This window comes from Deinococcus fonticola (genome assembly GCF_004634215.1).
GTDB lineage: Bacteria > Deinococcota > Deinococci > Deinococcales > Deinococcaceae > Deinococcus > Deinococcus fonticola.
In genome coordinates, this window is sequence record NZ_SMMH01000005.1 from 142863 (window position 1) to 166965 (window position 24103).

The 24103-nt window shown below is 63.5% G+C and carries 34 protein-coding genes; 6 read left to right on the forward strand and 28 right to left on the reverse strand.

All coding sequences use genetic code 11. The features are described from left to right. Positions 1 to 311: 311 nt before the first annotated feature. Together E5Z01_RS04925 and E5Z01_RS04930 are read left to right on the forward strand one after the other, a co-directional pair. A complete protein-coding gene (locus E5Z01_RS04925) occupies positions 312 to 1487 on the forward strand; it encodes an ABC transporter permease (protein ID WP_135228342.1) in 1176 nt (391 codons plus the stop codon). A 163-nt stretch (positions 1488 to 1650) separates the two neighbouring features. Next, positions 1651 to 2697: a DUF4384 domain-containing protein gene (locus E5Z01_RS04930; protein WP_135228343.1), complete on the forward strand. Its 1047-nt coding sequence runs from the start codon at positions 1651 to 1653 to the stop codon at positions 2695 to 2697. Between the two features lie 155 nt (positions 2698 to 2852). Here E5Z01_RS04930 and E5Z01_RS04935 read toward each other — a convergent pair whose 3' ends face one another. Both E5Z01_RS04935 and E5Z01_RS04940 read right to left on the reverse strand, forming a co-directional pair. Next, positions 2853 to 3434, reverse strand: coding sequence for an NUDIX hydrolase (locus E5Z01_RS04935; RefSeq protein WP_135228344.1), 582 nt, complete (start codon positions 3432 to 3434; stop codon positions 2853 to 2855). Further along, the gene (locus E5Z01_RS04940; protein WP_135228345.1) at positions 3431 to 4084 is read right to left on the reverse strand and encodes a MazG family protein; all 654 of its coding nucleotides are present in this window, start codon (positions 4082 to 4084) and stop codon (positions 3431 to 3433) included. Before E5Z01_RS04940 ends, E5Z01_RS04935 begins: the two co-directional genes overlap by 4 nt. Before the next feature lie 65 nt (positions 4085 to 4149). Here E5Z01_RS04940 and aat point away from each other — a divergent pair, with 65 nt between their 5' ends. After that, on the forward strand, positions 4150 to 4770 hold the full coding sequence (gene aat / locus E5Z01_RS04945) for a leucyl/phenylalanyl-tRNA--protein transferase (RefSeq protein ID WP_135228346.1): 621 nt from the start codon (positions 4150 to 4152) through the stop codon (positions 4768 to 4770). Between the two features lie 173 nt (positions 4771 to 4943). After that, the gene (locus E5Z01_RS04950) at positions 4944 to 5543 is read left to right on the forward strand and encodes a DoxX family protein (RefSeq protein ID WP_135228347.1); all 600 of its coding nucleotides are present in this window, start codon (positions 4944 to 4946) and stop codon (positions 5541 to 5543) included. A 330-nt stretch (positions 5544 to 5873) separates the two neighbouring features. Here E5Z01_RS04950 and E5Z01_RS04955 read toward each other — a convergent pair whose 3' ends face one another. Continuing rightward, complete coding sequence (locus E5Z01_RS04955; RefSeq protein WP_135228348.1) at positions 5874 to 7172, reverse strand: Nramp family divalent metal transporter; 1299 nt, start codon at positions 7170 to 7172, stop codon at positions 5874 to 5876. 157 nt (positions 7173 to 7329) lie between these two features. Here E5Z01_RS04955 and serA point away from each other — a divergent pair, with 157 nt between their 5' ends. After that, on the forward strand, positions 7330 to 8955 hold the full coding sequence (gene serA, locus E5Z01_RS04960) for a phosphoglycerate dehydrogenase (protein ID WP_135228349.1): 1626 nt from the start codon (positions 7330 to 7332) through the stop codon (positions 8953 to 8955). A 151-nt stretch (positions 8956 to 9106) separates the two neighbouring features. On the opposite strand, the gene E5Z01_RS04965 is transcribed toward serA, so the two are convergent. Beyond that, on the reverse strand, positions 9107 to 10456 hold the full coding sequence (locus tag E5Z01_RS04965; protein WP_135228350.1) for an FAD-dependent oxidoreductase: 1350 nt from the start codon (positions 10454 to 10456) through the stop codon (positions 9107 to 9109). Between the two features lie 187 nt (positions 10457 to 10643). On the opposite strand from E5Z01_RS04965, the gene E5Z01_RS04970 reads away from it, so the two are divergent. Next, positions 10644 to 11642 carry a WD40 repeat domain-containing protein gene (locus E5Z01_RS04970; protein ID WP_135228351.1) on the forward strand — a complete coding sequence of 333 codons (999 nt, stop codon included), beginning with the start codon at positions 10644 to 10646 and terminating at the stop codon, positions 11640 to 11642. A gap of 250 nt (positions 11643 to 11892) precedes the next feature. On the opposite strand, the gene E5Z01_RS04975 is transcribed toward E5Z01_RS04970, so the two are convergent. From E5Z01_RS04975 to rpsJ, 24 genes are all read right to left on the reverse strand, one after another. Beyond that, the gene (locus E5Z01_RS04975; protein ID WP_135228352.1) at positions 11893 to 12498 is read right to left on the reverse strand and encodes an adenylate kinase; all 606 of its coding nucleotides are present in this window, start codon (positions 12496 to 12498) and stop codon (positions 11893 to 11895) included. A 154-nt stretch (positions 12499 to 12652) separates the two neighbouring features. Next, entirely contained in the window at positions 12653 to 13972 is a 1320-nt protein-coding gene (gene secY, locus E5Z01_RS04980; protein WP_119763441.1) for a preprotein translocase subunit SecY, read from the reverse strand. Further along, positions 13972 to 14448 carry a 50S ribosomal protein L15 gene (gene rplO, locus E5Z01_RS04985; protein WP_119763443.1) on the reverse strand — a complete coding sequence of 159 codons (477 nt, stop codon included), beginning with the start codon at positions 14446 to 14448 and terminating at the stop codon, positions 13972 to 13974. Before rplO ends, secY begins: the two co-directional genes overlap by 1 nt. Further along, positions 14445 to 14612, reverse strand: coding sequence for a 50S ribosomal protein L30 (gene rpmD / locus E5Z01_RS04990; protein ID WP_119763445.1), 168 nt, complete (start codon positions 14610 to 14612; stop codon positions 14445 to 14447). Before rpmD ends, rplO begins: the two co-directional genes overlap by 4 nt. Next, complete coding sequence (gene rpsE, locus E5Z01_RS04995) at positions 14609 to 15214, reverse strand: 30S ribosomal protein S5 (RefSeq protein ID WP_233554539.1); 606 nt, start codon at positions 15212 to 15214, stop codon at positions 14609 to 14611. The genes rpmD and rpsE overlap by 4 nt, the downstream gene beginning before the upstream one ends. Then, positions 15204 to 15542: a 50S ribosomal protein L18 gene (gene rplR / locus E5Z01_RS05000; protein WP_135228353.1), complete on the reverse strand. Its 339-nt coding sequence runs from the start codon at positions 15540 to 15542 to the stop codon at positions 15204 to 15206. The genes rpsE and rplR overlap by 11 nt, the downstream gene beginning before the upstream one ends. After that, positions 15542 to 16099 carry a 50S ribosomal protein L6 gene (gene rplF, locus E5Z01_RS05005; protein ID WP_135228354.1) on the reverse strand — a complete coding sequence of 186 codons (558 nt, stop codon included), beginning with the start codon at positions 16097 to 16099 and terminating at the stop codon, positions 15542 to 15544. Before rplF ends, rplR begins: the two co-directional genes overlap by 1 nt. A 68-nt stretch (positions 16100 to 16167) precedes the next feature. Beyond that, on the reverse strand, positions 16168 to 16569 hold the full coding sequence (rpsH, locus tag E5Z01_RS05010) for a 30S ribosomal protein S8 (protein ID WP_135228355.1): 402 nt from the start codon (positions 16567 to 16569) through the stop codon (positions 16168 to 16170). 413 nt (positions 16570 to 16982) lie between these two features. Beyond that, positions 16983 to 17378 (reverse strand): hypothetical protein, encoded by a 396-nt coding sequence (locus E5Z01_RS05015; protein WP_135228356.1) that lies wholly within the window; start codon positions 17376 to 17378, stop codon positions 16983 to 16985. Positions 17379 to 17407: 29 nt separating this feature from the next. Then, positions 17408 to 17593, reverse strand: a complete 186-nt coding sequence (locus E5Z01_RS05020; RefSeq protein WP_119763457.1) for a type Z 30S ribosomal protein S14 — start codon at positions 17591 to 17593, stop codon at positions 17408 to 17410. A 9-nt stretch (positions 17594 to 17602) separates the two neighbouring features. Continuing rightward, positions 17603 to 18145: a 50S ribosomal protein L5 gene (gene rplE / locus E5Z01_RS05025; RefSeq protein WP_119763459.1), complete on the reverse strand. Its 543-nt coding sequence runs from the start codon at positions 18143 to 18145 to the stop codon at positions 17603 to 17605. A 93-nt stretch (positions 18146 to 18238) separates the two neighbouring features. Further along, positions 18239 to 18586 carry a 50S ribosomal protein L24 gene (gene rplX / locus E5Z01_RS05030; protein ID WP_119763461.1) on the reverse strand — a complete coding sequence of 116 codons (348 nt, stop codon included), beginning with the start codon at positions 18584 to 18586 and terminating at the stop codon, positions 18239 to 18241. Further along, positions 18586 to 18990: a 50S ribosomal protein L14 gene (gene rplN, locus E5Z01_RS05035; RefSeq protein WP_135228357.1), complete on the reverse strand. Its 405-nt coding sequence runs from the start codon at positions 18988 to 18990 to the stop codon at positions 18586 to 18588. Before rplN ends, rplX begins: the two co-directional genes overlap by 1 nt. Then, positions 18987 to 19277, reverse strand: a complete 291-nt coding sequence (gene rpsQ / locus E5Z01_RS05040) for a 30S ribosomal protein S17 (protein WP_119763465.1) — start codon at positions 19275 to 19277, stop codon at positions 18987 to 18989. Before rpsQ ends, rplN begins: the two co-directional genes overlap by 4 nt. Next, positions 19274 to 19489: a 50S ribosomal protein L29 gene (rpmC, locus tag E5Z01_RS05045; RefSeq protein WP_119763467.1), complete on the reverse strand. Its 216-nt coding sequence runs from the start codon at positions 19487 to 19489 to the stop codon at positions 19274 to 19276. Before rpmC ends, rpsQ begins: the two co-directional genes overlap by 4 nt. Further along, positions 19476 to 19901 carry a 50S ribosomal protein L16 gene (gene rplP / locus E5Z01_RS05050; protein WP_119763469.1) on the reverse strand — a complete coding sequence of 142 codons (426 nt, stop codon included), beginning with the start codon at positions 19899 to 19901 and terminating at the stop codon, positions 19476 to 19478. The genes rpmC and rplP overlap by 14 nt, the downstream gene beginning before the upstream one ends. Further along, on the reverse strand, positions 19901 to 20656 hold the full coding sequence (rpsC, locus tag E5Z01_RS05055; RefSeq protein ID WP_135228358.1) for a 30S ribosomal protein S3: 756 nt from the start codon (positions 20654 to 20656) through the stop codon (positions 19901 to 19903). The genes rplP and rpsC overlap by 1 nt, the downstream gene beginning before the upstream one ends. Then, on the reverse strand, positions 20656 to 21099 hold the full coding sequence (rplV, locus tag E5Z01_RS05060; RefSeq protein ID WP_240738191.1) for a 50S ribosomal protein L22: 444 nt from the start codon (positions 21097 to 21099) through the stop codon (positions 20656 to 20658). Before rplV ends, rpsC begins: the two co-directional genes overlap by 1 nt. Then, positions 21096 to 21383, reverse strand: a complete 288-nt coding sequence (gene rpsS, locus E5Z01_RS05065; protein ID WP_135228359.1) for a 30S ribosomal protein S19 — start codon at positions 21381 to 21383, stop codon at positions 21096 to 21098. The genes rplV and rpsS overlap by 4 nt, the downstream gene beginning before the upstream one ends. Positions 21384 to 21397: 14 nt before the next feature. Then, positions 21398 to 22225 (reverse strand): 50S ribosomal protein L2, encoded by an 828-nt coding sequence (gene rplB, locus E5Z01_RS05070; protein WP_135228360.1) that lies wholly within the window; start codon positions 22223 to 22225, stop codon positions 21398 to 21400. Positions 22226 to 22238: 13 nt separating this feature from the next. Continuing rightward, on the reverse strand, positions 22239 to 22541 hold the full coding sequence (locus tag E5Z01_RS05075; protein WP_135228361.1) for a 50S ribosomal protein L23: 303 nt from the start codon (positions 22539 to 22541) through the stop codon (positions 22239 to 22241). Beyond that, entirely contained in the window at positions 22538 to 23161 is a 624-nt protein-coding gene (gene rplD, locus E5Z01_RS05080) for a 50S ribosomal protein L4 (protein WP_135228362.1), read from the reverse strand. The genes E5Z01_RS05075 and rplD overlap by 4 nt, the downstream gene beginning before the upstream one ends. Next, positions 23161 to 23781 (reverse strand): 50S ribosomal protein L3, encoded by a 621-nt coding sequence (gene rplC, locus E5Z01_RS05085; protein WP_135228363.1) that lies wholly within the window; start codon positions 23779 to 23781, stop codon positions 23161 to 23163. Before rplC ends, rplD begins: the two co-directional genes overlap by 1 nt. Beyond that, on the reverse strand, positions 23778 to 24103 hold a 326-nt coding region (rpsJ, locus tag E5Z01_RS05090; RefSeq protein ID WP_119763483.1), incomplete at its 5' end, for a 30S ribosomal protein S10. The genes rplC and rpsJ, both read right to left, overlap by 4 nt.

A 24103-nucleotide genomic window follows, 5' to 3' on the forward strand; every position in this document is an offset into this window, starting at 1 on the left:
CGTCTTAGAGTTGCACGGTTTCCAGTTACACGGTGCACCGCACGTGGGCCAGCAGACGCGGGTCATGGGTGCTGAACATGAACGTGATGCCGCGCGACGGATCAGCCGAGAACCCGTCCACAACAGGCATGGGGCAACTTTTAACCCCGCCGAACCTTTCCTCTTCTCTCTTGGGTCACACTCTCTTTCCGGCTCAAGATCAGGCACCCAGGCCTGAATGAACAGCTCAGGCAGACAATATGAAAGCGCAACACCAAGGGGCTGCATCAACCCTCTTGCCGTGGAGGTGTTTGCGCTACTCTCCTGTTTGAATGTCTGTTCCTGCTCGTCCTCGTCTGGCCTGGGTGCTGGCTAAAGCTCATTTGACTCGTCGGCGCATGCAGAACACCCTGACAGTGCTGGGCATCGCGGTGGGGGTGATGGTGCTGATTGCGGCGCTGAGCCTCACGAATGGGTTTACCAAGGCGCTCATCGACGCGACCTTGCAGGCCAGTCCACACCTGAGCCTGACCAGTTTCACGCCCAGTCCACCGGATGCCAAGTTGGAGGCAGCCATGCGGGCAGACGCGCGGGTGCAGTCTTTTGTGCCTTTCGTGGCCGACAAGGGGCTGCTCACGCGCCCGGCGGTGCAGGGACGCGCGGCGGGCGTGGATTTCACGACGCTGTTCGGGGTGGGGCCGCAGGCGGCGCAGGTGTTGCAACTGCCGGCGGGGGAAAGTCAGGTCATCTCGAACCTGAAAGACGGCGAGGTGATGCTGGGCAGCGCCCTGGCCCGCAGCGTGGGGGCCTTTACCGGGGATGAGGTGCGTCTGCTGAACAGTGGCATGAAGCGCACGACCTTGAAGGTGGCGGGCCTGTTCACCACGGGAAATTACCTGATCGACAGCGCGTACGCCTTCACGAATGTGGGCACCTTGCAGGCGTTGCAGGGCACGAAGGACATCACGGGCTATCAGTTGCGGCTGCACCACCCGGACGACGCGCCCACCGTCGGCAACGAGCTGACGCGCACCATTCCCTACTCGCCGCTGCCGTGGCAGAGCCTGTACGGCACGCTGCTGGATCAGATGGCCCTGCAAAAGCGCGTGATCGCGTTCGTGGTTTTTCTGATCGTGGTGGTGGCGGCCTTCGGGATTGCCAACGTGTTGACGCTGGCCGTCTTCGAGAAGACGCAGGAGATAGCCATTTTGCGGGCAATTGGCGCGACCCGTGGCCTGATTACCAGAACCTTCGTGATGGAGGGAATGCTGCTGGGTCTGGCGGGCTTGCTGCTCGGCAACCTGCTGGGTCTGGCGGTGGCGGCGTACTTCACGGTGCGGCCTTTTCAGCTGCCGGGTGACCTGTATTTCATCACCTCGCTGCCCGTCGAGGTGAAAGTCACCGACATCCTGTGGGTCAACGCCGTGGGCCTGGCGACCACCCTGATCGCGGCGCTGATTCCAGCGCGGCGGGCGGCCAACGTCGAGCCGGCGCGGATTATCCGCTAGATTCCCCTGACAAGGCGCAAAGAAGGTCGTCCTGAACGGCGTTCATTCTGATGGGCGGCGTCACCTTCCTTACGGTGAACTGAACCACTATTAAAAATTCCCCCTGACCTGCTCATGGCCCTTCAGGTTCACCCGGTTAGGCTCTTTCTCGGAGGACACCACCATGAAGAAATTTCTGATGATTCCCGCTCTGCTGCTCGCCAGTAGTGCCTATGCCGCCCCGAAGATCAGCGCCCAGAGCATCATCGTGAACCCCACGCAACCCGACCTGAGCGTCCAGGTGCGCGTCAACAAGGACAGCACCGGCAACGCCGCCCCCAACTACGCCGTGGGCGAAAACATCACCATCAGCACCTCCGTGAACCGTGATGCCTACGTGTACCTGTTCAACGTGGACAGCACCGGCGAAGTCACGCAGATTCTGCCCAACCGTCTCCAGGGCGGCGGCAACTTCGTGAAAGCCAACACCACCGCCGTGTTCCCCGCTGCCGGCAGTGGCTTTACCTTCACCGTCGACGGCCAGTCCGGCCTGAACAAGGTACTGGCCCTCGCCAGCCTGACGCAGCTGAACCTCGACCAGATCAGCAGCTTCAAGAACGCGCAGGATCAGTTCGCCACCGTCAAGGCCAAGGGGCAGGACGGCCTGGCGCAGGCCCTGAGCATCGTCGTGTCTCCCGTGCAGCAGAACAGCTGGGTCAGTGACACCGCCTTCTTCAACGTGGTGGCCGCCGCGCCCGTGCGTACCGGCAACCTGTTCGTGGGCACCAACGTGACCGGCAGCACCGTGATTCTTAACGGCCGCACCCTTGGCGTAGCCAACACCACCTACACCGGCATTGCTCCCGGCAACTACCCCGTGCGCGTTAAAGCCCCCGGTTTTGCGGACTACACCACCACGGTTCGTATTCTGGAGAACGGCACCACCAACCTGAACGTGGACTTTGCCGTGCGCGCCACCGCGCCCGCTCCTGTGCGTCCCGCGCCGGTCAGCAACGCCAACAACTACAGCGTCGTGATTCGCAGCAGCGTGGCCGGTGCCCGCGTGTTCGTGGACGGCGTGGAAGCTGGCGCGGTGCAGAATGGCGGCATCACCCTGAACGTGGGCCGCGGCTCGCACGAAATCGTGATGATCGCCCCCGGTTACCGCACCTTCCTGAACACCTACAACATTACCCAGAACGGCCAGATCACCATCAACCCCACCCGCTAAATCAGCGTGGACGCAAAGCCCCCGCCCGTGTGGTGGGGGTTCTTCGTTGCTGGACGGTAGCACGAGTTGTGGCTAGTCACTGGAAAATGCCAGCCCACCCCTGTTGTTCCCCCGCTTTTTTACCCACAGGCCAGCTCCCCAAGTTACCGCCCTCTTTATTCGGGCCCGTCGGTCAGCAGGTCGTGCAGCACGCGCGAGGTCATGCCCCAGATGTCGTGGCCGCGCCAGGGGTGACGGTACAGTGGCACCTGTGTACCGTCCGGGAGGGTGCGGAGTTGATCGAAGTGCCCGACGAGGCGCAGGTCATGGAGGGTGGGGGTAATGATCTCGGCGACTTCCGGCGTGAGGGTCAGGGTAGCCAGGGCGGCCGGCGCAAGGCGGGCCAGCACCGGGGTGACATGAAACCCGATGGGCGTGAAGACATCGTCCATTTCACCCAGCACCTGCACGTGGGCGGGCGCAAGGCCGACTTCCTCCTGCGCTTCGCGTAGCGCGGCCTGCACCGGCGTTTCGCCGGCGTGGAGACTGCCGCCGGGAAAGGCGATCTGGCCCTGGTGGGTGGGCAGGTTACTGGCGCGCACGGTGAGCAGCACGCGCGGGTCGGCTTCCAGGGTCAGGGCCACCAGCACGGCGGCGCGACGGTAGTGCGGCAGGTGCAGGGTCTGCCGTTCGCGCCCGCCCAGCCACACCGCCCACGGGTCAGCCTGCAGGTTGTCCAGAGGGTCATGTTCGCTCACTGCGCCCCATCAGAATGGGCCTCATTGGAAAGGGCCTTGTCGCTCAGCGCCGCCAGCGTCCGGGCAGTACGAGCGCGCAGGGCCACCTCGGCGTCCACGCCCAGGCTGCGGGCCCAGGACACCACAGCCGTCAGCACCTCGGCCACGCCCTCTTCGGTCTCGTCGGCGTTCCCGAGGGTCTGCTCGACAGCTTCCCGCCCAGTTTTGGCGTGCCCGGCCAGTTTCTGCGTTTTTGTCTCGCGGGCCAGTGCGCCCAGGGCGGCGGGCACGCGCTGGGCGGCGCTGCGCGGCTGGCCGCCCTGCTCGGCCGCCTTGATGGCCTGCCAGTTGGCGACCACCTCGGCACTGCCCTGCACCTGCACGTCTCCGAACACGTGCGGGTGGCGGCGAATCAGTTTATCCACGATGTTCTGCTCTACCTGCGCATAGTCGAAGGTGCCTTCTTCCTCGGCGATCACGCTGTGGAACGCCACCTGCAACAGCACGTCCCCGAGTTCATCGGCCAGTTCCGCCGGGTGGCCCACGGCGTCGGCGGCTTCCGCCGCTTCTTCCAGCAGGTAAGGGCGCAGGGTCGCGTGCGTCTGCTCCTGATCCCACGGGCAGCCGCCCGGCCCACGCAGGCGCCGCATGACGTTCAGGAGGTCATTCATGGGGTTAAGCCTAGTGGCTCTGGGGGCGGGGGTAAAGGGCGGGGCTGCTACGCTGAACGTCAACCATGCCCAGCGCCGCTTTTTTCCTGAACCACCCGGACCCGTTCACGCGCGAGGTGGCCCGCATGTACGCGCAGGGCGCCTTTTTGATGGACAATGGCGATGGCGTGCGCTTTTACAGCGTGGAGAACCGCGCTCTGGTGCCCCTGACAGCGGAAGATGGCCTGCACGTGCCGCGCCGCCTGAAACGCGACCTGAAGCATTTCGAGCCGCGCGTGAATACTGCCTTTCTGGACGTGGTGCGCGGTTGCCGGGGCACCCTGCCGGGCAGTCCCCCACGCGACGGCGAATGGATCTCAGATGAGCTCAGCGCCATTTACGCCCACCTGCACACCACGGGCCTGTCGCACTCCTTCGAGGTATGGCGCGGAGGCGAACTGGCCGGGGGGGTGCTAGGCATTGCACTGGGCGGCATCTTCTTTGCCGAGAGCAAGTTTCACCGCGTGACCAACGCCAGTAAAGCGGCGCTGATTCATCTGGCCGGGCACCTGCGGAGGCAGGGGTTCAGCGTGTTGGACGCGCAGATTCAGAACAGCCACATCGCCACTCTGGGCGTGTACGAGATTAGTCAGGCCGAGTTTCAGTCCCTCTTTCGGGCCGCCTTGCCGCAGGAGGCGACCTTTTAAGAGACGCCTGGATAAGGAGCACACCCACTTTTCTGACGGCTGGCAGCGCTGTCGCTTGACGTCCGGTGAGCAGGGACAGCAGCGGTGCAGGCGGTAATGCCCAGGTAATGCTTTCGTCACGGGCCGGTTTCACCCTAAGGCCATCAGAAGTGGTTCTCAAAGGAGATGATGATATGACCACCGAAACCCGTTACGTCCCCGAACCCCAGATCACCCGCACCCTCTTCGCCGACACGCGCCTGGCCCCTCTGTGGACGCTGCTGCGCCTGTACGTCGGCTACGAGTGGCTGATGGCCGGCTGGCACAAGATTTCGGGTGGCGGCTGGGTCGGTGACAACGCCGGCGCCGCCGTGACCGGCTTCCTGAAAGGCGCCCTGGCCAAGACCGGCGGCGAGCACCCCGACGTGAGCGGCTGGTACGGCGCTTTCATTCAGAACGTCGCCCTGCCCAACGCCGCGCTGTTCTCGCACATGGTGGCTTTCGGTGAAGTGTTCGTGGGCATCGCCCTGATCCTGGGCCTGTTTACCGGCGTGGCCGCCTTCTTCGGCGGGCTGATGAACGCCAACTTCCTGCTGGCCGGCACCCTCAGCAGTAACCCGGTGCTGTTCATCCTGGCGACCTGGCTGGTGCTGGGGTGGCGCGTGGCGGGCTGGATCGGCCTCGACCGCTGGGCATTGCCGCGCCTGGGCGTACACACCGTGCCGCAAGCGGAAAGTCGCGTGGGGGCCCATCCCTTCGGGCATCACAGCCAGCAACCGCATCTGCCTTCGTAACGCCCGCTTTAAAAGACCCGCCCGCCATTCAGGGGGCGGGTTCTTCCGTTGTGCCCTGGGCCAGGTTCCTCGGGCCGAGATGTATCTAGATCTGAGGTATCACAAGCGAACAGTTGCGCCTGCTGATCCCGGCCGTGGTGGAGATGCTCGGGTCAGCTCATCTTGCCTGCATAGTCCGGTCGTCCGGCCGCGGCAGTTTCCGCTAAAAGGCTCCCTGGCCTTGCAAGCCCTCAATGCCCCGTCCGATTGGCTGGTCTCCCTGCTTTTCCTGGGGCTGGAGTACATGCTGAACAGTCGACCGCACCGCAAACTTAGCGTCGAGAAGGCCCTTCACCCTGTAAACACGCCCCACAGCAGATAGACGTTCAGCCCAATGATCAGCGTGGCGAACAGCCAGCCCAGCGCGGTCACGGACGGTTTGCTGGTCAGGACGCCCATGATGTCGCGCCGGGCGCTGAACATCAGCAGGGGAATCAGTGCGAAAGGAATCCCGAAACTCAGCACCACCTGAGACATCACCAGCGCCCGGGTAGGGTCGATGCCCAGCAGAATGACGACAAAGGCGGGCAGCATGGTAATGGTGCGGCGCAGCCACAAGGGAATGCTGAAGTTCACGAACCCCTGCATGATCACCTGCCCGGCCATGGTACCGACCACCGTGCTGCTGATGCCGCTGGCCAGCAGTGCGACGGCGAACAGCACAGACGCGGAGGAACCCAGCAGCGGCGTCAGGGTGCGGTAGGCGGTTTCCAGGTCACCTGCGCCCTCGATCCCCTTGCCGTGAAAGGTGGCGGCGGCCACGGCCAGCATGCTCATGTTGATCAGGCCCGCCAGACCCATCGCGCCGATCACGTCCACCTTGTTCAGTTTGGCCAACTTGATTTTTTCGGTGTCGGTGCGCGTCTTGATCCGTCCCTGCGTCAGCGCCGAGTGCAGGTAGATGACGTGCGGCATGACGGTCGCGCCGATGATACCCACTGCCAGGTACACACTTTGCGTTCCGGCGAAACTGGGCAGAAAGCCCGCACCGAGGGCCGAGAGGGCCGGGCGGGCCATGACGAACTGAGCGAGGTAAGCCAGCCCGATGATCAGCACGAAAGCGCCGATGACCAGTTCCATGGGCCGCGCGCCGCGCCGCTGGAAACCCAGAATCCAGAAGGAGATGATGGCGGTGACCACGGCGCCCCAGAAAAGCGGCAGGCCCGTAAGTAAATGAATGGCGATGGACGCCCCGATGAACTCGGCGAGGTCGGTGGCCATGGCCACAATTTCGGCCTGCACCCAGTAGAACCACCTGACCGGCCCCGGCCACTGCTCGCGGATGACCTGCGGCAGGTTCTTGCCGGTGGCGATGCCCAGTTTGGCGCTGAGGTTCTGGATCAGCATGGCCATCAGGTTGGCGGCCAGGATGACCCACAGCAGGCGGTAGCCGAAGTCTGCGCCGCCCTGGATGTTGGTGGCGAAGTTGCCGGGATCCATGTAGGCGATCGAGGCGATGACGGCTGGACCCAGGAAGGGCAGCAGACGTTTCAGACCGCGTCTGGGCGAGTGTCCGCTCAGAACGTCGGCGGCCTTCGCGCTGTTGTGCGAGTCAAGCTCAGTGGAGGTCGAGGCGAAGGAATCTGACACCGTTCTATTTTAGGCATACCTAAAAACTTTGTCTACTTTGCCTTAAGCCAGGCCCTGAGATGAGCTGCCGAGACTTAGACAAGCTGTATTGATAACCGTCCCCGTGAACCTAGCCATGTCCACGTTCCACCTCCCCCTCACCGCTTACCCTGACAGCATGACTGCCCCCGCCCCCACCAGCGAAAACGCCACGGAACGCACCCCATTTCGCGTCCTGATCTGCGACGAGATGAACCCCGGCAACCTCGACCACGAGGGCTTTCAGATCGACTACCAGGGCAACATGGACAGGGCCGAAACGCTGCGCCGCCTCCCCGAGTACGACGCCCTGATCACCCGCAGCCGCACCAAGGTCGACCGGGAACTGATCGACGCCGCCGGGCCGCGCCTCAAGGTCATCGGGCGCGGCGGGGTCGGCGTGGACAACATCGATCTGGAGTACGCCAGCCTGCGCGGCCTGCTGATCCTGAACGCCCCCGAGAGCAACAACGTGTCGGCCGCCGAACTGGCGGTCATGCACCTGATGGCGGCTGCCCGTGGCCTGACCCGCAGCGACCGCAACACCCGCGCCGGCACGTGGGATCGCAAGTTCCTGGGCCTCGAACTCAAGGACAAGACGCTGGGTATTGTGGGCCTGGGCCGTATCGGCAGCATCGTGGCCGACCGGGCACAGGGCCTGCGCCTGAAAGTGGTCGCCTACGACCCCTACGTGCCCGAAAGCAAGTTCGAGCGTTTGGGCATCGAGCGGACTGAAACCCTGGAAGACCTGCTCCGGCGCGTAGATTTTCTGACCGTGCATACCCCGCTGACCGAAGAAACCAGCGGCATGATCGGGGCAGACGAACTGGCGCTGCTGAAAAAAGACGCCATCGTGGTGAACGCGGCCCGCGGCGGCATCGTAAATGAACAGGCGCTGGTGAACGCCCTGAACTCCGGCCACCTGTTCGCCGCCGGGGTGGACGTGTTCGTGGAGGAACCGCCCACCGCCGAGCACATTTTCCTGCAAGCGCCCAACCTGGGCATCACCGCGCACCTGGGCGCGAATACCCGTGAAGCGCAGGAACGGGTCGGAGCGGAAATCGTGAGCCGCGTGCTGGACGCCCTGAAAGGCGACGTGAGCAAAGGTGCGGTGAACGCCCCCGCGCTGGACGCCAAGACCCTGGAAGCCCTGGGCGGTTACCTGACCCTCGGTGAAAAACTGGGCCGCATTCAGGCGCAACTGCTGCCCGGCGCCCACGAAGTCGAGGTGACCTTCCGGGGCGAATTTCCCGTCGACCCCAGCCCCGTTGTGACCGCCGTGCTGGTCGGTTACCTGTCCGGCAGCACCGATGAAACACCGAACATGATCAACGCCCGGGCGCTGGCCAGGGAACGCGGCATTGACGTTGCCATCCGCGAGGAACAGGACAGCCCCGACTACCAGACCGAAGTCATCGTGAAAATCCTCAGCCACAACGCCGACAAAGACCGCGTGCGCACCGTCGGCGGCACGGTGTTCGGCAAATCCCCGCGCCTGACTAGACTCCGCGACTACCGCGTGGAACTGGAGCCCGAAGGGTACATCCTGATCGCCAGCAACCAGGACAAGCCCGGCGCCGTCGCCAAGCTGTCCAATCTGCTCGGCACCTGGGGCGTCAACATCGCGGGCATGGCCCTGGGCCGCGCCGAGAAAGGCGGCCAGGCCCTCTTCACCCTGACCCTCGACGACAATCTCACGCCCGAGCAGCTCCAGGCCATCCGTGCCCTGGACGTTATTGAGAGCGCCTTCCTGGTGCGCGTGTAACCTGCGAATCTACCGATCGTGTTCCAGACCACACGAAAGGTGATGGCGTCCCCACGTTCCCCGATGGGCCGGCAAATGACGCCGTACGAGAGCAACAGCTCAATGTCTTGTCCTCCCGCGGCGATCTCATTCAGCGAGTGCGTCGCTATCCTCACCTCTGACTGACAGCCCGACCAAGTTTGTCCGCGGCGACCAGCAGCACGTCCCACACACTGGAAAAAGGGGGGGCGTAGGCCAGGTCCATTGCGGCCAGGTCTTGCACCTTGCCCCGGCCATGCAGCAGGGCCGCCACCACGTCCACCCGCTTGATGCTTTCGCGGCAGCCGACCAGTTGCGCCCCCAGCAGGCGGCCGGTGCCCCGCTCGGCGGTCAGGCGCACATGAATGGGGCTGGCATCGAAGTAATACCCGGCGTGATCGGTGCTGGTCACGTCCACACTGACGGCGTTCAGGCCCAGGGCATTGGCCTCGGCCTGCGTCAGCCCTGTTCTGGCGGCGCCCAGACCGAAGACCTTGAAAATCCCGGTGCCGACAATGCCGGGAAAGCGGGCTTCGCCGCCGGCCATGTTCACGCCTGCCACACGCCCCATGCGGTTGGCGGTGAGGCCCAGCGGAATGTGCACCCGGCGGCGCGTCACGCGGTGGGTGCTCTCGCAGTTATCGCCGGCAGCGTAAAGGCCAGGCACACTGGTTTCCTGCCTATGATTGACGGCGATGGCCCCAGTTTTTCCGATTCGCACGCCCGCGGCCTTCGCCAGCTCCACCTGCGGTTTGACTCCCACCGCCACGATCACGACGTCCGCCCGCACCAGCCCCGCGTCTGTCTGCACGCCCGTCACGCGACCCGCCTTTCCGGTCAGGCCCTCCACTGTCACGCCAGTCCTGACGTCCACGCCGCGCTGCTCCAGTTCTTCGCGCACGCGCACGCGGTACTCGTGATCCAGGGCGCGGCCCGCCACGTCCGGCGCCTTCTCCAGCATCACCACGCTCAGGTTCCGCGCCCGGCACGCTTCTGCCAGCTCAATCCCGATGTATCCGCCGCCCACGATACAAACCCTTTTGGCGCCCTTCAGACTGGCCTCGATGGCCTGCCCGTCCGGAATGTCCTTCAGGACGTGAACGCCCTGCAAGTCCGTGCGGCTCCAGTCGGGCCGGATGGGAGAGACGCCCGTGGCCAGCAGCAGCCGGTCGAACGGTTCGGTGGAGGTTCGCCCCGCCTGCCGTTCGAGCACCGTGACTGTTCCTGCGCGCGCGTCCACGCCCGTGACCTCGTGCTGGAGCCGCACCGCGATGCCCTGAGCGCGCATGCGCTCCGGCGTGCGCGCCACCAGGGCGTCCCAGTCCCGCACGTCGCCGCCCAGCACGTAGGGAAGCCCGCACGCGCCGTAGCTGATCCAGTCGCCCCGCTCGAAGACGACCACCTCGGCCTCCGGATTCAGCCGCTTCGCTCGACTGGCCGCACTCATGCCCGCCGCCACGCCGCCCACAATCACGATCCGCATGCCCAGAGCCTAACCAATCCCGCTCTGTCACACGCCGCCTCATAAGGCTTTGATTTCCACCCTGAGGGGCAGGCCCTCCCCTGATCCGCTCTGTAACTGCCAGCACCTCTGCGGAGTTCAGGGAGAGACGGATTAAGGTTCAACTTCTCATTGTTCTGTGAGCTTCCCGCCGTTAGGCTAGGCGGTAATGAAACGTGCTGTGCCGCTGCTTGCCCTGCTGCTGGGAAGTTCCACCCTGGCGCAAATGGAAACCCGCATTCTGCCCGATCCCCTGGTGGTGCTGGGCGTCACGCAGGACAACGCCAGCGGCAGCGGCCTGATCGCCCTGCGCAACCGCTACTCCACGCACCTGCGTCTGGTGGATGCCGGCACCGGCGAGTTGAAACGCGAGCTGTGGCTGTCGGCCGACGTGATCCACAACCTGTCCCCGGCGATCAGCCGCGACGGCAAGTGGATGGCGCTGATGCTGACCCCGGATCCCCAGAGCGGCTGGGCACGCGTGGGCATCGTCAACCTGACCAGCAGCGGTAAACCCGACCAGCCCAGCGGGCCGACCAAAATCCTGGCCTCGCCGGGCCTGAAAGGCACCACCGCCCTGGCCCTGAACGCCGACGGGTCGCGCCTGGCCGCCGGGAACAGCAACGGCTACGTGCAACTGTGGGATACGCGGGAGGCCAAGCGCCTGACCACCATCAACAGTGACACGAAACTGGCCCCCAGCGCCCTGCATTTCACCCCCGACGGTCAACTGCTGGCCCCCATGTTCCGGGGACAGGTCAAAACCCGCCTGTTCAATACCCTGGACGGCACCCTGAAAAACACCCTGGCAGGCGTGGGCGTGGGGCAGTTCGGGCCGGACAGCGCCTCTTTCCTGGCATCACGCGGGCGCGTGATCGACCTGCAGAGCGGCAAGGAAAAACCCGCCGAGAATGCCGCCTTCCTGAAAGGAGTGGGCAGCCTGATCGGCTTCAGCATGGACGGCACCCGCGTTCTCGTGAAACGCGCCAGCACGGACGCCCAGGGCCGCGAGTGGCTGGAACTCCGCGAGGTCGCCAGCGGGCGCACGCTGGGAGCGGTCACACGCATCAGCGACGGTTACCCAGAATTCCTCAGCCCCGACGGCACCTCCCTGATCGGCGGGGACGGGCAGGGGGGCGTCAGGATTCTGCCCATTGCACCGCGCTAAATCGCTCACGCCCCAGCAGGACTCCACAGGCCACACCGCCACCCGGTCTCAGTCCTGCAAGTCCACCATTTTCTGTTCGAGTTTCAGCCCGGAAGACTCGTGGCGCGCCCTGAAAATCACTGCCAGAACAACTGAGAAAAACTCGAATGGAACCGTTTTATAAACGATTCCACCCAAGTGAAGAGGGAGCGAAACAAACGGGCTCCGTAGGAGTGGCCGAAAGCCTTGATTCTCTCAGCGCCTCAGCCGGTCACGACGACTGCGGTTTCATGCCACCCGTGATGCGGGCGTACACCTCGTCCATGCTGCCCACACCGTCGACGGTGTACAGGTGGCCGCGTCCGCCGTAGTAGTCGATGAGGGGCTGGGTCTGTTCCCGGTACACCTGCTGGCGTTTGCGGGCGGTTTCCTCGTTGTCGTCGCTGCGCACCGCTTCGCCTCTGGCGGCCGCCTGCCGGCCCCGTTCCACGATGCGGTCGATCAGCACCTGATCGGGCACCTCCAGCAGCGGCACGGCGCTGACGGGTGCGCCGAGTTCTTCCAGCAGCACGTCCAGCGCTTCGGCCTGCGCGTAGGTGCGTGGGAAGCCGTCGAAGATGACGCGGATGCTGTCCATGCCGGCGAGTCGGTCGCGGATCAGGGCGATCAGGATGGGATCCGGAACGAGTTGCCCGGCGTCGAGCATGGGTTTGACCTGCTGGCCGAGTTCGGTGCCCCGGCGAACGTGATCACGCAGAATGTCGCCGGTGCTGATCTGGGTCAGGTGCTGCTCTTCGGCCAGTCGGGCAGCCTGGGTGCCTTTGCCCGCGCCGGGAGGCCCGAGGAAAATGACAACTTTGTGCTTTGAGTGGGTCACTTGAGTGTTCCTCCGTTACAGTGTTCAGAATAATGCTTTCTGTCGAAGGCGGGCGCCCCCTGCCCAGCCCTGTGGGGGAACTGCGGGGGTAACGTGAAAACCGCCCTCCGGGGGGAAGGCGGCTGAGCAACTTGAGAAACTGGCGACGAGGCGTTCAGTTGTTGAGGCGTCCGCGAATGCGGCCCTTGCTGATGAAGCCGTCGTAGCGCCTGACCGTGAGTTGCGCTTCGAGTTGTTTGAGGGTTTCGAGCGCGACCCCGACGATGATCAGCAGCCCGGTGCCGGAAAGCTGGAAGGTGCTGATGTTCGTGGCGCTCTGCACGATCTGCGGCAGAATGGTCAGCACCACCAGGAACAGGGCGCCCCACAGGCTCAGGCGACTGCTGATGCTGCCCAGGAATTCGGCGGTGGGCTGCCCGGGGCGCACTCCGGGAATGAAGCCGCCCCCCTCGCGGAGCTGCTCGGCGATGCGTTTCGGGTCGAACTGCACACTGTTGTACAGGTACGTGAACCCGAAGATCAGCAGCGATTCCAGCAGGATGTACAGCGGCTGGCCGAAACTCAGGTTGGTCTGAATCCAGGCCTGCACGTCGGGCGCGCGGGTGGCGGTGGCACTGGCGATCAGGTTAGGGATCATCAGGGCGGCGCTGGCGAAGATCACCGGAATCACGCCGGCCTGGTTCACCTTGATGGGCAGCCAGGTGGCGCGTCCGGCAGCGCGGGCCTCCCCAGCAGCCCCGCCGCGCGCGCGCGCGTACGTGATGGGAACGCGGCGCTCGGCCTGATACACGTAAACGATGCCGGCCAGCGTGATCAGAATGGCGACGATAAAAGCCACGATGCTGAGGATGCTGATGGTCTCGTTGCGGAGCAGGGCGGCGGTGGCGGCGATTTCGCGGGGATAGTTGGCAATAATGCCTGCCGTGATGATCAGCGAAATGCCGTTGCCGATGCCCACTTCGGTGATGCGCTCACCGATCCACATGGTGAAGGCAATCCCGGCCACCTGCGTCAAGACCATCACCATGGTGGTGAACAGCCCCGGCTCCCAGCCCACGGCGATGTAACTGGGGTTGGCATTGATCATGCCGGCAAAGAAGGTGGCCTGCACCGCCCCCAAACCCACAGCGGCGTAGCGCGTGAACTGGTTGATCTTCTTGCGGCCCTCTTCCCCTTCCTTACTGAGTTTTTCCAGTGCAGGAACGGTGGTGGTCAGCAGCTGAATGACGATGCTGGCCGTAATGTACGGCAGCACGCCCAGGGCAAAAATCGAGAATTGCGAGAGATTGCCGCCCGAGATCATGCTGATCAAGCCGAACAGGCCGCCCGAGTTCGCTTGACTCAGGGCGGCACTGTTGACGCCTGGGGTGGGGATCGTGTTCCCCAGGCGGTAGACGGCGAGGAGCAGCAGGGTGAAGACAATCTTCCGCTGAAGATCAGGAATCCTGAAGGCGTCGCGGAAGGCGCGAAGCATTACTCCGCCTTCGCTGCTTCAGCTTGAGTTTCAGTGGGTGCGGCGGGCAGCACAACTTTGCCCCCGGCCGCTTCGACGGCTTTGACGGCGGACTGGCTGGCGGCGTCCACGTGAATGGTCAGGGCGCGGCTCAGTTCGCCACCGACGAGGAGTTTCACGGGGCGGTCTCTGCGGCGCACCAGGCCCAGGATTTCCAGGGCTTCACGGTTGATTTCGGTGGTGCCTTCAATCCCTTCGAGCTGGCCCAGTTTCACGATTTCGTAGGTGGTACCCACATTGTTGAAACCGCGCTTGGGCAAGCGGGCGATCAGGCGGCTACGGCCACCCTCGAAGAACTGGCCTTTGCCAGCGCCGCTGCGGGCTTTCTGGCCCTTGTGGCCGCGTCCGGCGGTCTTGTCGGTGCCGCCGGGGCCGCGTCCGACGCGCTTGCGGTTCTTGCGGCTGCCGGGCGTGGGTTGCAGATCGTGGAGTTTCATTCTTGCACCTCCAGCAGGTGCTTGACGGTGTTCACCATGCCGCGCATGGCGGGGGTGTCGTTGACCTCGCGGGTCTGACCGATTTTTCTGAGGCCCAGCGCCTGAACGGTCTTGACCTGGTTCTCAGGGCGACCGATGACGCTGCGCACGAGCTTGATTTTCATTGCGTGCCTCCGTTGTCTGCGGCGCCTTCACCGGCTTCGGCAGCGTTGGCCTGAAGGGGGGCACTGCGGTCTGCGGGACTTTCGCCGCGCTGGGCCACCACGGCGTCGCCGCGCAGGGCGCGAACTTGCTTGGCGGTGCGCAGGTTCTTGAAGCCGTCGAACACAGCGTAGGCCACGTTCACTTTGTTGCGGCTGCCGAGTTCCTTGGACAGCATGTTGGTGATTCCGGCCAGTTCCGCAATGCTGCGGGGAACCGTACCGGCAATCACGCCGGTACCGGGGCCGGCGGGCTTCAACAGCACGCGGCTGGTGCTGTTCGCCCCCACGATTTCGTGGGGAATGGTGCCGTTTTCCACCGGAACACTGATCATGTTCTTGCGGGCAATGCTCTTGGCCTTCTCGATGGCGACGGGCACTTCCTTGGCTTTGCCGATGCCCATGCCCACACGGCCGTTGCGGTCACCCAGAATCACCAGGGCCGCGAAACGGAAGCGGCGCCCGCCCTGATAGGTTTTGCTGGTGCGGTTGACGAACAGCATCTTCTCTTCGAATTCGCTGGGTTCACGCTCCATGTTGCGGTCGTTCCGACGATTAAAAGTCAAGGCCACCCTCCCGCGCCGCTTCGGCGAGCGCTTTTACACGTCCGTGGTAACGGTACTGTCCACGGTCAAAAACCACTTGCTTGACGCCTTTGGCGACGGCAGCTTCGGCCAGGGCCTTGCCCACGGCGCTGGCGCTGTCGGACTTGGAGCCGTTCGTCAGTCCAGCGGAGCTGGCGGCCGCGACCGTCACACCCTTGCTGTCGTCGATGATCTGGGCGTAGATGTGCTTGCTGCTGCGGTACACGCTGAGGCGGAGGCGTTCTCCGGCGGCGGTACGCACTTTGCGGCGGGCGCGGAGTTTGCGGCGAATAGTCGTCTGGGCGCTCATTATTTCTTCCCTTTGCCGCCGGTGGCACCAGCCTTACCGGCCTTGAGCGAGATCTTCTCACCAGCGAAGCGCACACCCTTGCCGTGGTACACATCGGGCTTACGCACTTTGCGGACGTTGGCGGCCACCTGGCCGACGAGCTGCTTGTCGATGCCGCTCACGTCGATCTTGGTGGGTTCCGGCACGGTGAAGCTCACGCCAGTGGGGGGCTCGATGACGACAGGGTGGCTGAAACCCATGGCCATTTCCAGGTTCTTCCCGGTCATCTTGGCGCGGAAACCCACGCCCTTGAGTTCCAGGTTGATGGTGTACCCTTCGCTGACGCCTTTCACGGCGTTGGCGACCAGGGTGCGGGTCAGGCCGTGCAGGGCGCGGTGGCGCTGCTGGTCAGTGGGGCGCTCGACAACGAGGTTGTCGCCGTCTTTCTTGATGGTCAGTTCGGTGTTGTAGGGAACGCTCAGTTCACCTTTGGGGCCTTTGACCTTGAACACGCCGCCTTCCATGTTCACCGTCACGCCGTTCGGCACGGCAATAGGCTGTCTACCAATACGGGACATAGTGTCCTCCTTCTTCCTTAAGTCAAACCTAATGGTCTGAGGTCAGGTCTAAAAAGCCAGAAAACCGATTACCAGAGAATGCAGACGACTTCGCCGCCCACACCTTGCTTGCGGGCGTCACGGTCGGCCAGCAGGCCTTTGCTCGTGGACACCACGGCCACGCCCAGGCCACGCTGCACGCGGGGCAGGTTCTCGGCGCTGACATAAGCGCGGCGGCCAGGACGGCTCACGCGCTCGATGTGCTTGATGACCTGCTCGCGCTTCTCGCCGTATTTCAGCGTCAGGCGCAGCACGTCAAATTTTGCCCCTTCGGGACGGGTGCGCTCGTAGGAAGCCACGTAACCTTCCTTCACGAGCAACTTGGCCAGCTCTTCCTTGAACTTGGAGGCCGGGACATCCACGGTCTCCTTGTGGGTGCGCGTCGCGTTGCGAATGCGCGTGAGCATATCGGCGATGGGATCACTCAGCATGTAGCCTCCAGCGGCTGCATTACCCGGAAACAGTTCCTTGTGTCAAGGCTTATCCCCGGCAGGCGGCCCGTCCCCAGACAAGCTGGCAGGCGGGCGCAATTCTCCCCTCGGAAAGTGGGCCGCAAAAACGCGGCACTTCTTCTGTTGGGTCATTCCACTCCCAGACGATCACTGGCCAAATGTGGACAGTTCGTATCCGGGGGGCCGAACACAATGCCGCAACAAACACGGCAATTTAGGATTGTAGCAGAACCCAGGCGAGCGAGGCAACGGCCAAATAGCTTTGAACACCACTTCCTGGCTCTATCTAGGGGAAGCTGCCCTGAAGGGGTCGAGGAGTCAACCGGAGGCTAGCGACTCCGTCCTGACCGCTCCTTCACCGTACCCAAGTCACAGCAAAAGTTGAAGCAGACTTAATGACTGGATGCACCAAGCCGCATGTCCTGAAGCAGACCAAAGAAAATCACACCCAGGAAAATGGCCATACTACACAGAGAAAGTATCGAATGGAAGTAGAGGTACTGATTGAACTCTGTAGATTGTTTCTGCTGAAATTCCCTGGTGAGGAAAGAGGGCCGATTCCGACCATGGATGACCTCTTCAGAGCCACGGGTGCGAATCCAAAAATGTACAGGCGCTGTCGTCAGAAAGAGCACCCCCGCGAAGGCAAACGCCCAGAGCATGGGTTCACGGAAGGGATTGATGAGTGCCAGCGCGGCGGTAACTGCAACAACAACCTGCAAAATTGCGACCAGATAGGGCCAACTTTTTCCACCCACCGTGACCTCCACCAACAAAAAACTCCCCACGCAGGGGAGTCTTGCTTGGTGCGTTTCGCTTACCAGCTTGCTTTTTTCACGCCGGGGAGTTCGCCTTTGTGGGCCATTTCGCGGATGCAGATGCGGCACAGGCCGAAGAAGCGGTAGTAGCTGCGGGCGCGGCCACAGCGGCTGCAACGGTTGTAGTTCTGCACGGCGAACTTGTGTCCGCGTGCGGCTTTCACGACTTTGGAAGTATTAGCCATAAGTTCCTCTTACTGCTTGCGGAAGGGCAGCCCCATCGCTTGCAGCAGGGCGCGGGCTTCTTCGTCGGTTTTGGCACTGGTCACGATGGTGATGTCCATGCCGCGGGTCTTGTCGACCATGTCGTACGTGATCTCGGGGAAGATCAGTTGCTCTTTGATCCCGAGGTTGTAGTTCCCGCGTCCATCGAAAGCGTTGGGGTTGATGCCACGGAAGTCACGGATGCGGGGCAGGCCGATGTTCACAAGTTTTTCGAGGAACACGTACATGCGCTCGCCGCGCAGGGTGACTTTGATGCCGACGGGCATGCCCTGGCGGAGTTTGAAGTTGCTGATGCTTTTCTTGGCCTTGGTGACGATGGGCTTCTGAAGGGTGATCAGGCTCAGTTCCTTGGCTGCCTTGTCGATGGCCTTGCTGTCGTCCTTGCTGCTGCCGAGACCTTCGTTCACGACGATTTTCTCGATGCGGGGGACGGCCATGACGGAGCTGTAGCCGAACTGCTGCATGAGTGCGGGGCGCACTTCTTCGTTGTACTTCTTCTTCAGGGTTTGCATGGTGGGTTCCTTCGAGCGGTCTCCCAGTTTTTCAGAGAGCGCCGCTCAGGCCACCCCGTTTCAGTCCTGTGGACTGGGGTGGCCCGGAGATGGTCAGTCGATGTTCTTGCCGCTGGCGACGGCCACGCGGACTTTCTTGCCGTCCACGATGGTCTTGCGGATGCGGGTGGCTTTGCCGGTTTCAGGGTCGACCAGCGCGACCTTGCTGGCGTGCAGGGCCAGTTCGCGTTGCTCCTGGCCGCCCTGGGGGTTGGCAAAGCTGGGCTTGACGTTCTTGGTGATGACGTTCACGCCTTCCACGACGACCTTCTGGTCGCGGGGCAGGGCGAGCAGCACTTTGCCGCTCTGGCCTTTGTGCTTGCCGCTCAGGACGATGACGGTGTCGCCTTTCTTGAAGTGCAGCTTGTTGTTGTGGTGCGTTCCGGCGCGGGGACGGGGCATTACAGCACCTCCGGGGCCAGGGAAACGATCTTCATGAAGCGGCGGTCACGCAGTTCGCGGGCGACCGGCCCGAAGACGCGGGTGCCGCGGGGTTCACTCTGGTTGTTGATGATGACGGCGGCATTCTTGTCGAAACGGATGGTGCTGCCGTCGGCGCGTTTGATCGCCTGGCTGGTGCGCACGATCACGGCCTTGACCACGTCACCGCTTTTCACGGTGCCACGGGGGGCGGCGTCTTTCACGCTGGCGACGATGATGTCACCGACGTGGGCGAATTTCTTGTTGCCACCGCCGCCGGTGGTGAGGCCCTTGCCACCGATGCCGCTGTTCAGTACGCGGATGCACATGATTTCGCGTGCGCCGCTGTTGTCGGCCACGTCGAGGCGGGATTGAGTCTGGATCATGCTTCGCCTCCGGCCACTTCCGTCTCGGCCAGGGTGGTCTCGATGCCACGGGGGCGCTCGATCAGCTTGGTGACCTTCCAGGTCTTGGTCTTGCTGATGGGGCGCACAGCGATGATCTCCACGCGGTCACCGAGGCGGTATTCATTGTTTTCGTCGTGGGCGGCGTACTTGTGGCTGCGGGTCACGACCTTGCCGTACAGCGGGTGGGCGAACTTACGTTCGACTTTCACGCTGACGGTCTTGTCGGCTTTGTCGCTCACCACGACGCCAGTAAAGGTCTTTTTCATTTACTAGCTCCGTCTTTGAGTTCGGACACGGTTTGCTCGCGGCGAATCGTGTTCAGTTGAGCGACTTCGCGGCGCAGTTGCTTGACGCGGTGGGGCTGGGCCAGGCTGCCCATGGCGGCCTGGAAGCGCAGTTCCATCAGTTCTTTCTTACGGGCTTCGATTTCCTTCTGGAAGTCTTCGCCTTTCAGGTTACGCATTTCACTGGGCTTCATCGTAGACCTCGCGCTTCACCATCTTGGTGTGGATGGGCAGCTTGTGACCGGCCAGGCGGAAGGCTTCCTTGGCCTGCTCTTCGGTCACGCCGCTCACTTCGAACATCACGCGTCCGGGCTTCACGACGCTGACCCAGTACTCCACGGCGCCCTTCCCTTTACCCATTCGGGTTTCGGCGGGTTTCTTGGTGACGGGTTTGTCGGGGAAGATTCGGATGTAGATCTTACCGCCACGGCGGAAGTGACGGCTCATGACGATACGGCACGCTTCGATCTGACGGCTGGTGATCCAGGCGGGTTCCTGGGCGATCATGCCGTAGTCGCCGAAGGCGACGTAGTCTCCACCCTTGGCGTCGCCGCGCATACGGCCACGCATCTGTTTACGGAATTTGGTGCGCTTCGGAAGAAGCATCATTCACCTCCGGTGCGGCGGCGCGCCGTGGGACGGCGGCGGTTGGGGCGGTCACCTGCGGCGGCTTCGCGGCGTTCACCGCGTTCGTCGCGGCGCTGCGGGCGGGCATAGCTCTCGGTCTTGCCACCGATGACTTCACCGTTGAACACCATGACTTTGATCCCGAGGCTGCCGTAAGTGGTTTCGGCGCGGGCGGTGCCGTACTCGATGTCGGCGCGCAGGGTGTGCAGCGGCACGCGGCCTTCACGGACGGTTTCGGTGCGGGCCTGTTCGGCGCCGCCGAGGCGTCCACCCAGGACGATCTTGACGCCACGGGCGCCCGACTCCATGACGCGCTGGGCGGCCTGTTTCATGGCGCGGCGGAACGCGAAGCGGCGTTCGATCTGCTCGGCAATGCGCAGAGCGACCAGGGGAGCGCTGATGTTGGGGTTGGGGATCTCGGCGACGTTCACGGCCACCGTACCGGCCGACACCAGGCGCTCGATGTCACCGCGCAGTTCCTTGATGCTCTCGCCGCCCTTACCGATCACCACGCCGGGCTTGGCGGCGCTGATGATCACGTTGACCTGCTGGCCGGCGCGCTCGATCTCGATACGGGCCAGACCGGCGGCGACCAGTTTCTTGCTCACGAGTTTACGGATCTTCTCGTCTTCTTTGAGCAGGGTGGCGTACTGTTTTTTACCGGCGTACCAGCGGCTGTTCCAGCCACGGGTGATGCCGAGGCGGAAGCCGTTGGGGTTAATTTTGTTGCCCATTATTTGGCTCCCTTCTCGGCGACAATAATCGTGATGTGGCTGGTGCGCTTCTTCAGGATGTTGGCGCTGCCACGGGCGCGGGGAATCAGGCGCTTGAGGGTCGGGCCGGCGTCCACGTACGCTTCTTTGATGTACAGGCGGTCTTCTAGCATGTCATCGTTGTGCAGGGCGTTGTGCTTGGCGCTGTTCAGCACCTTGGCGACCGGCTCAGAAGCGCTGCGGGGAATGAAGCGCAGCAGGTCTTCGGCGTCCTGAACGCTCTTGCCGCGAATCACGTCGACGACCAGTCGCACCTTGCGGGGCGACATGCGGACGTACTTGGCGACGGCGAAACCGGGCTTGCGGAGTTTGACCTCCTGCTTGCGCTGCTTCTTGTTGCGCACGCCTGCCGCTTCGTTCTTGCGGCTGGCAGTCTTGAGTTGGGCGGTGTCGGAAGCGGTCATTTCTTCTTGCTCCCCTTGGCGTTCTTGTCCGCGCCGTGGCCGCGGTAGGTGCGGGTGGGCGAGAACTCGCCGAGCTTGTGGCCGATCATCTGCTCGTTCACGAACACCGGCACGTGCTGCTTGCCGTTGTGGACGGCGATGGTGTGGCCGATCATCTCGGGAACGATGGTGGAGCGGCGGCTCCAGGTCTTGATGACTTTCTTGGTGCGGGCTTCGTTCTGAGCGTCCACCTTCTCCAGGAGGTGATCATCCACGAACGGGCCTTTCTTCAGGCTACGAGGCATATCTCAGCCCTCCTTTACTTGCGACGGGTGACGATGAAACGGTCAGAAATCTTGCGTTTCTTGCGGGTCTTGAGGCCCTTGGTGGGCTGGCCCCAGGGGGTGACGGGCACGCGACCGGCGCTGGTGCGGCCTTCACCACCGCCGTGGGGGTGATCCACGGGGTTCATGGCGCTGCCGCGCTGGTGCGGTTTGCGGCCCAGCCAGCGGCTGCGACCGGCTTTACCGATCACGATGTTCTTGTGCTCGCTGTTGCCCACGACGCCGATGGTGGCGTAGCACTCGCTGTGAATGCGGCGCAGTTCGCCGCTGGGCAGGCGCAGGATCACGTAATCGCTTTCCTTACCCTGAACGCTGACGCTGGTACCGGCGCTGCGGGCCAGTTGGGCGCCTTTACCGGGCACCAGTTCGACGCTGTGTACCACCGCACCGACCGGCACGAAACGCAGGGGCAGGGCGTTGCCGAGTTTGGGTTCGGCTTCGGGGCCGGCGTTCACGCTTGCGCCCACAGTCAGGCCTTCGGGAGCCAGGATGTAACGCTTCTCGCCGTCGGCGTAGTGCAGCAGGGCAATGCGGGCGCTGCGGTTGGGATCGTACTCGATGGCGGCGACCTTGGCGACCACGCCAGCCTTGTCACGGCGCTTGAAGTCGATGATGCGGTAGAGCTTCTTGTGGCCCCCGCCGATGAAGCGGCTGGTGATGCGGCCACGGTTGTTGCGTCCGCCGCTCTTGGGCTTGGCTTCGGTCAGCGCCTTCTCGGGGCGCTTCTTGGTCAGTCCACTGAAGTCCGCCGTCGTCATCTGGCGACGACTGGGGGTGTAGGGACGGTATTTCTTGACGGCCATGTTCAGTCTCTCCTTAGCCCTGTCCCTGGCCCATCATGGCTTCCAGGGCTTCGATCTTCTGGCCTTCGGCGAGACGCACAATGGCCTTCTTGCGGTCGTTACGCTGACCGATGAACTTACCGACGCGCTTGCGCTTCCCGGGGACGTTCGCGGTGCTGATGCCGACCACTTTCACGTCGAACGCCTTCTGAATGGCGGCCTTGATGTCGGTCTTGGTGGCCTTGGGGCTGACCCAGAAGGTGTAAGCGCCGCGCTCCATACCCGCAAAAGCTTTTTCGCTGAACACCGGAGCCTGAATGATGTCGTAGTGGCTCATGCGCTGGCCTCCTCTTCGGCCCCTTCTTCGTTCATGGGTTCCAGGGCAGCCGCGTCGATCACCAGGCGATCGTGGCGCAGGATGTCGTACACGTTCACGCCGACGACGGGCAGCACGCTGACCCAGGCGACGTTACGGGCCGCCAGGCGCACCTGCTCGTTGTCGGTGACCAGCAGGACTTTCTCCTGACCGTCCAGGCCGTTGGAGGAAGCCCAGCCGATGAAGCTCTTGGTCTTCGCGTCGGTCAGGTCGTAGCCGTCCACGGCCAGCAGCTTGCCTTCTTCCTGGCGGCTGGCGAGGGCCATGGCCAGGCCCAGTTGACGCACTTTCTTGGGCAGGGTGTAGCCGTAGCTGCGGGGTTTGGGGCCGAAGGCCACGCCGCCGCCCACGAAGGTGGGCACGGTGCGGTCGCCGTGACGGGCGTTGCCGGTGCCTTTCTGGCTGTACATCTTCTTGCCGGTGCGGGCCACTTCGGCGCGGGTCTTGGTGCTGGCGGTGCCGCGGCGGCGGTTCGCCAGTTGCCAGGTGACCACATCGTGCAGCACGCCCTTGTTTACTTCCGGCAGCTCCACGTCGATCTTGCGACCGCCGTTCTTGCCGATGACGTCAATCTGCGCCATTACTTGCCTCCCTTGGCAGCACCGCGCAGGACGACCAGACCACCGTTCGCGCCGGGGATAGCGCCCTTGACCAGGATCAGGTTCTCGTCGGCGCGGATTTCCACGACTTCCAGGTTCTGCACGGTCACGCGCTCCATACCCATGTGACCGGCCATTTTCTTGCCTTTGTACACGCGGCCGGGGGTTTTACGCTGACCGATGGAACCGGGGCGGCGGTGCCACTTCTTGGAACCGTGGCTGGCGGGGCCGCCCTTGAAGTTCCAGCGCTTCATGACGCCCTGGAAGCCTTTGCCTTTGCTGGTGCCAGTGGCGTCGATCTTCTCGCCTTCGGCGAAGATGTCCACGTTCACGGCTTCACCTTCAGGGTTGAAGTTACGGAACTCGCGCAGGAAACGCACCGGGGCCACGCCGGCTTTCTTGAAGTGGCCGCCCAGCGGCCTGGTGGTGTTCTTTTCGCTGCGGGGTGCGTAACCGATCTGAACGGCCTCGTAACCGTCGGTCTGCGCGGTCTTGCGCTGCACGACGGGGCAGGGGCCCGCCAGCACGACCGTCACGGGAACGGCGCGGTCGCCTTTCCAGATCTGGGTCATGCCGACTTTGGTGCCGAGGATGCCTTTCATGCGCGGCCCCCCACGGTCTTGATCTCGATGTCCACACCGGTGGGCAGGTCGAGGGTCATCAGGCTGTCGATGGTCTTCTTGGTGGGGTTGCTGATGTCCACCAGGCGGTTGTGGGTGCGGATTTCAAAGTGCTCGCGGCTGTCCTTGTCGATAAAGGGGCTGCGCAGCACGCAGAAACGGCGGATGCGGGTGGGGAGGGGCACCGGGCCGCTCACGTCGGCGCCGGTGCGGCGCACGGTGTCCACGATCTTGCTGGCGGACTGATCCAGCGCCTTGTGGTCGAAACCACGCAGTTTAATGCGAATCTTCGGGGCAACCATGA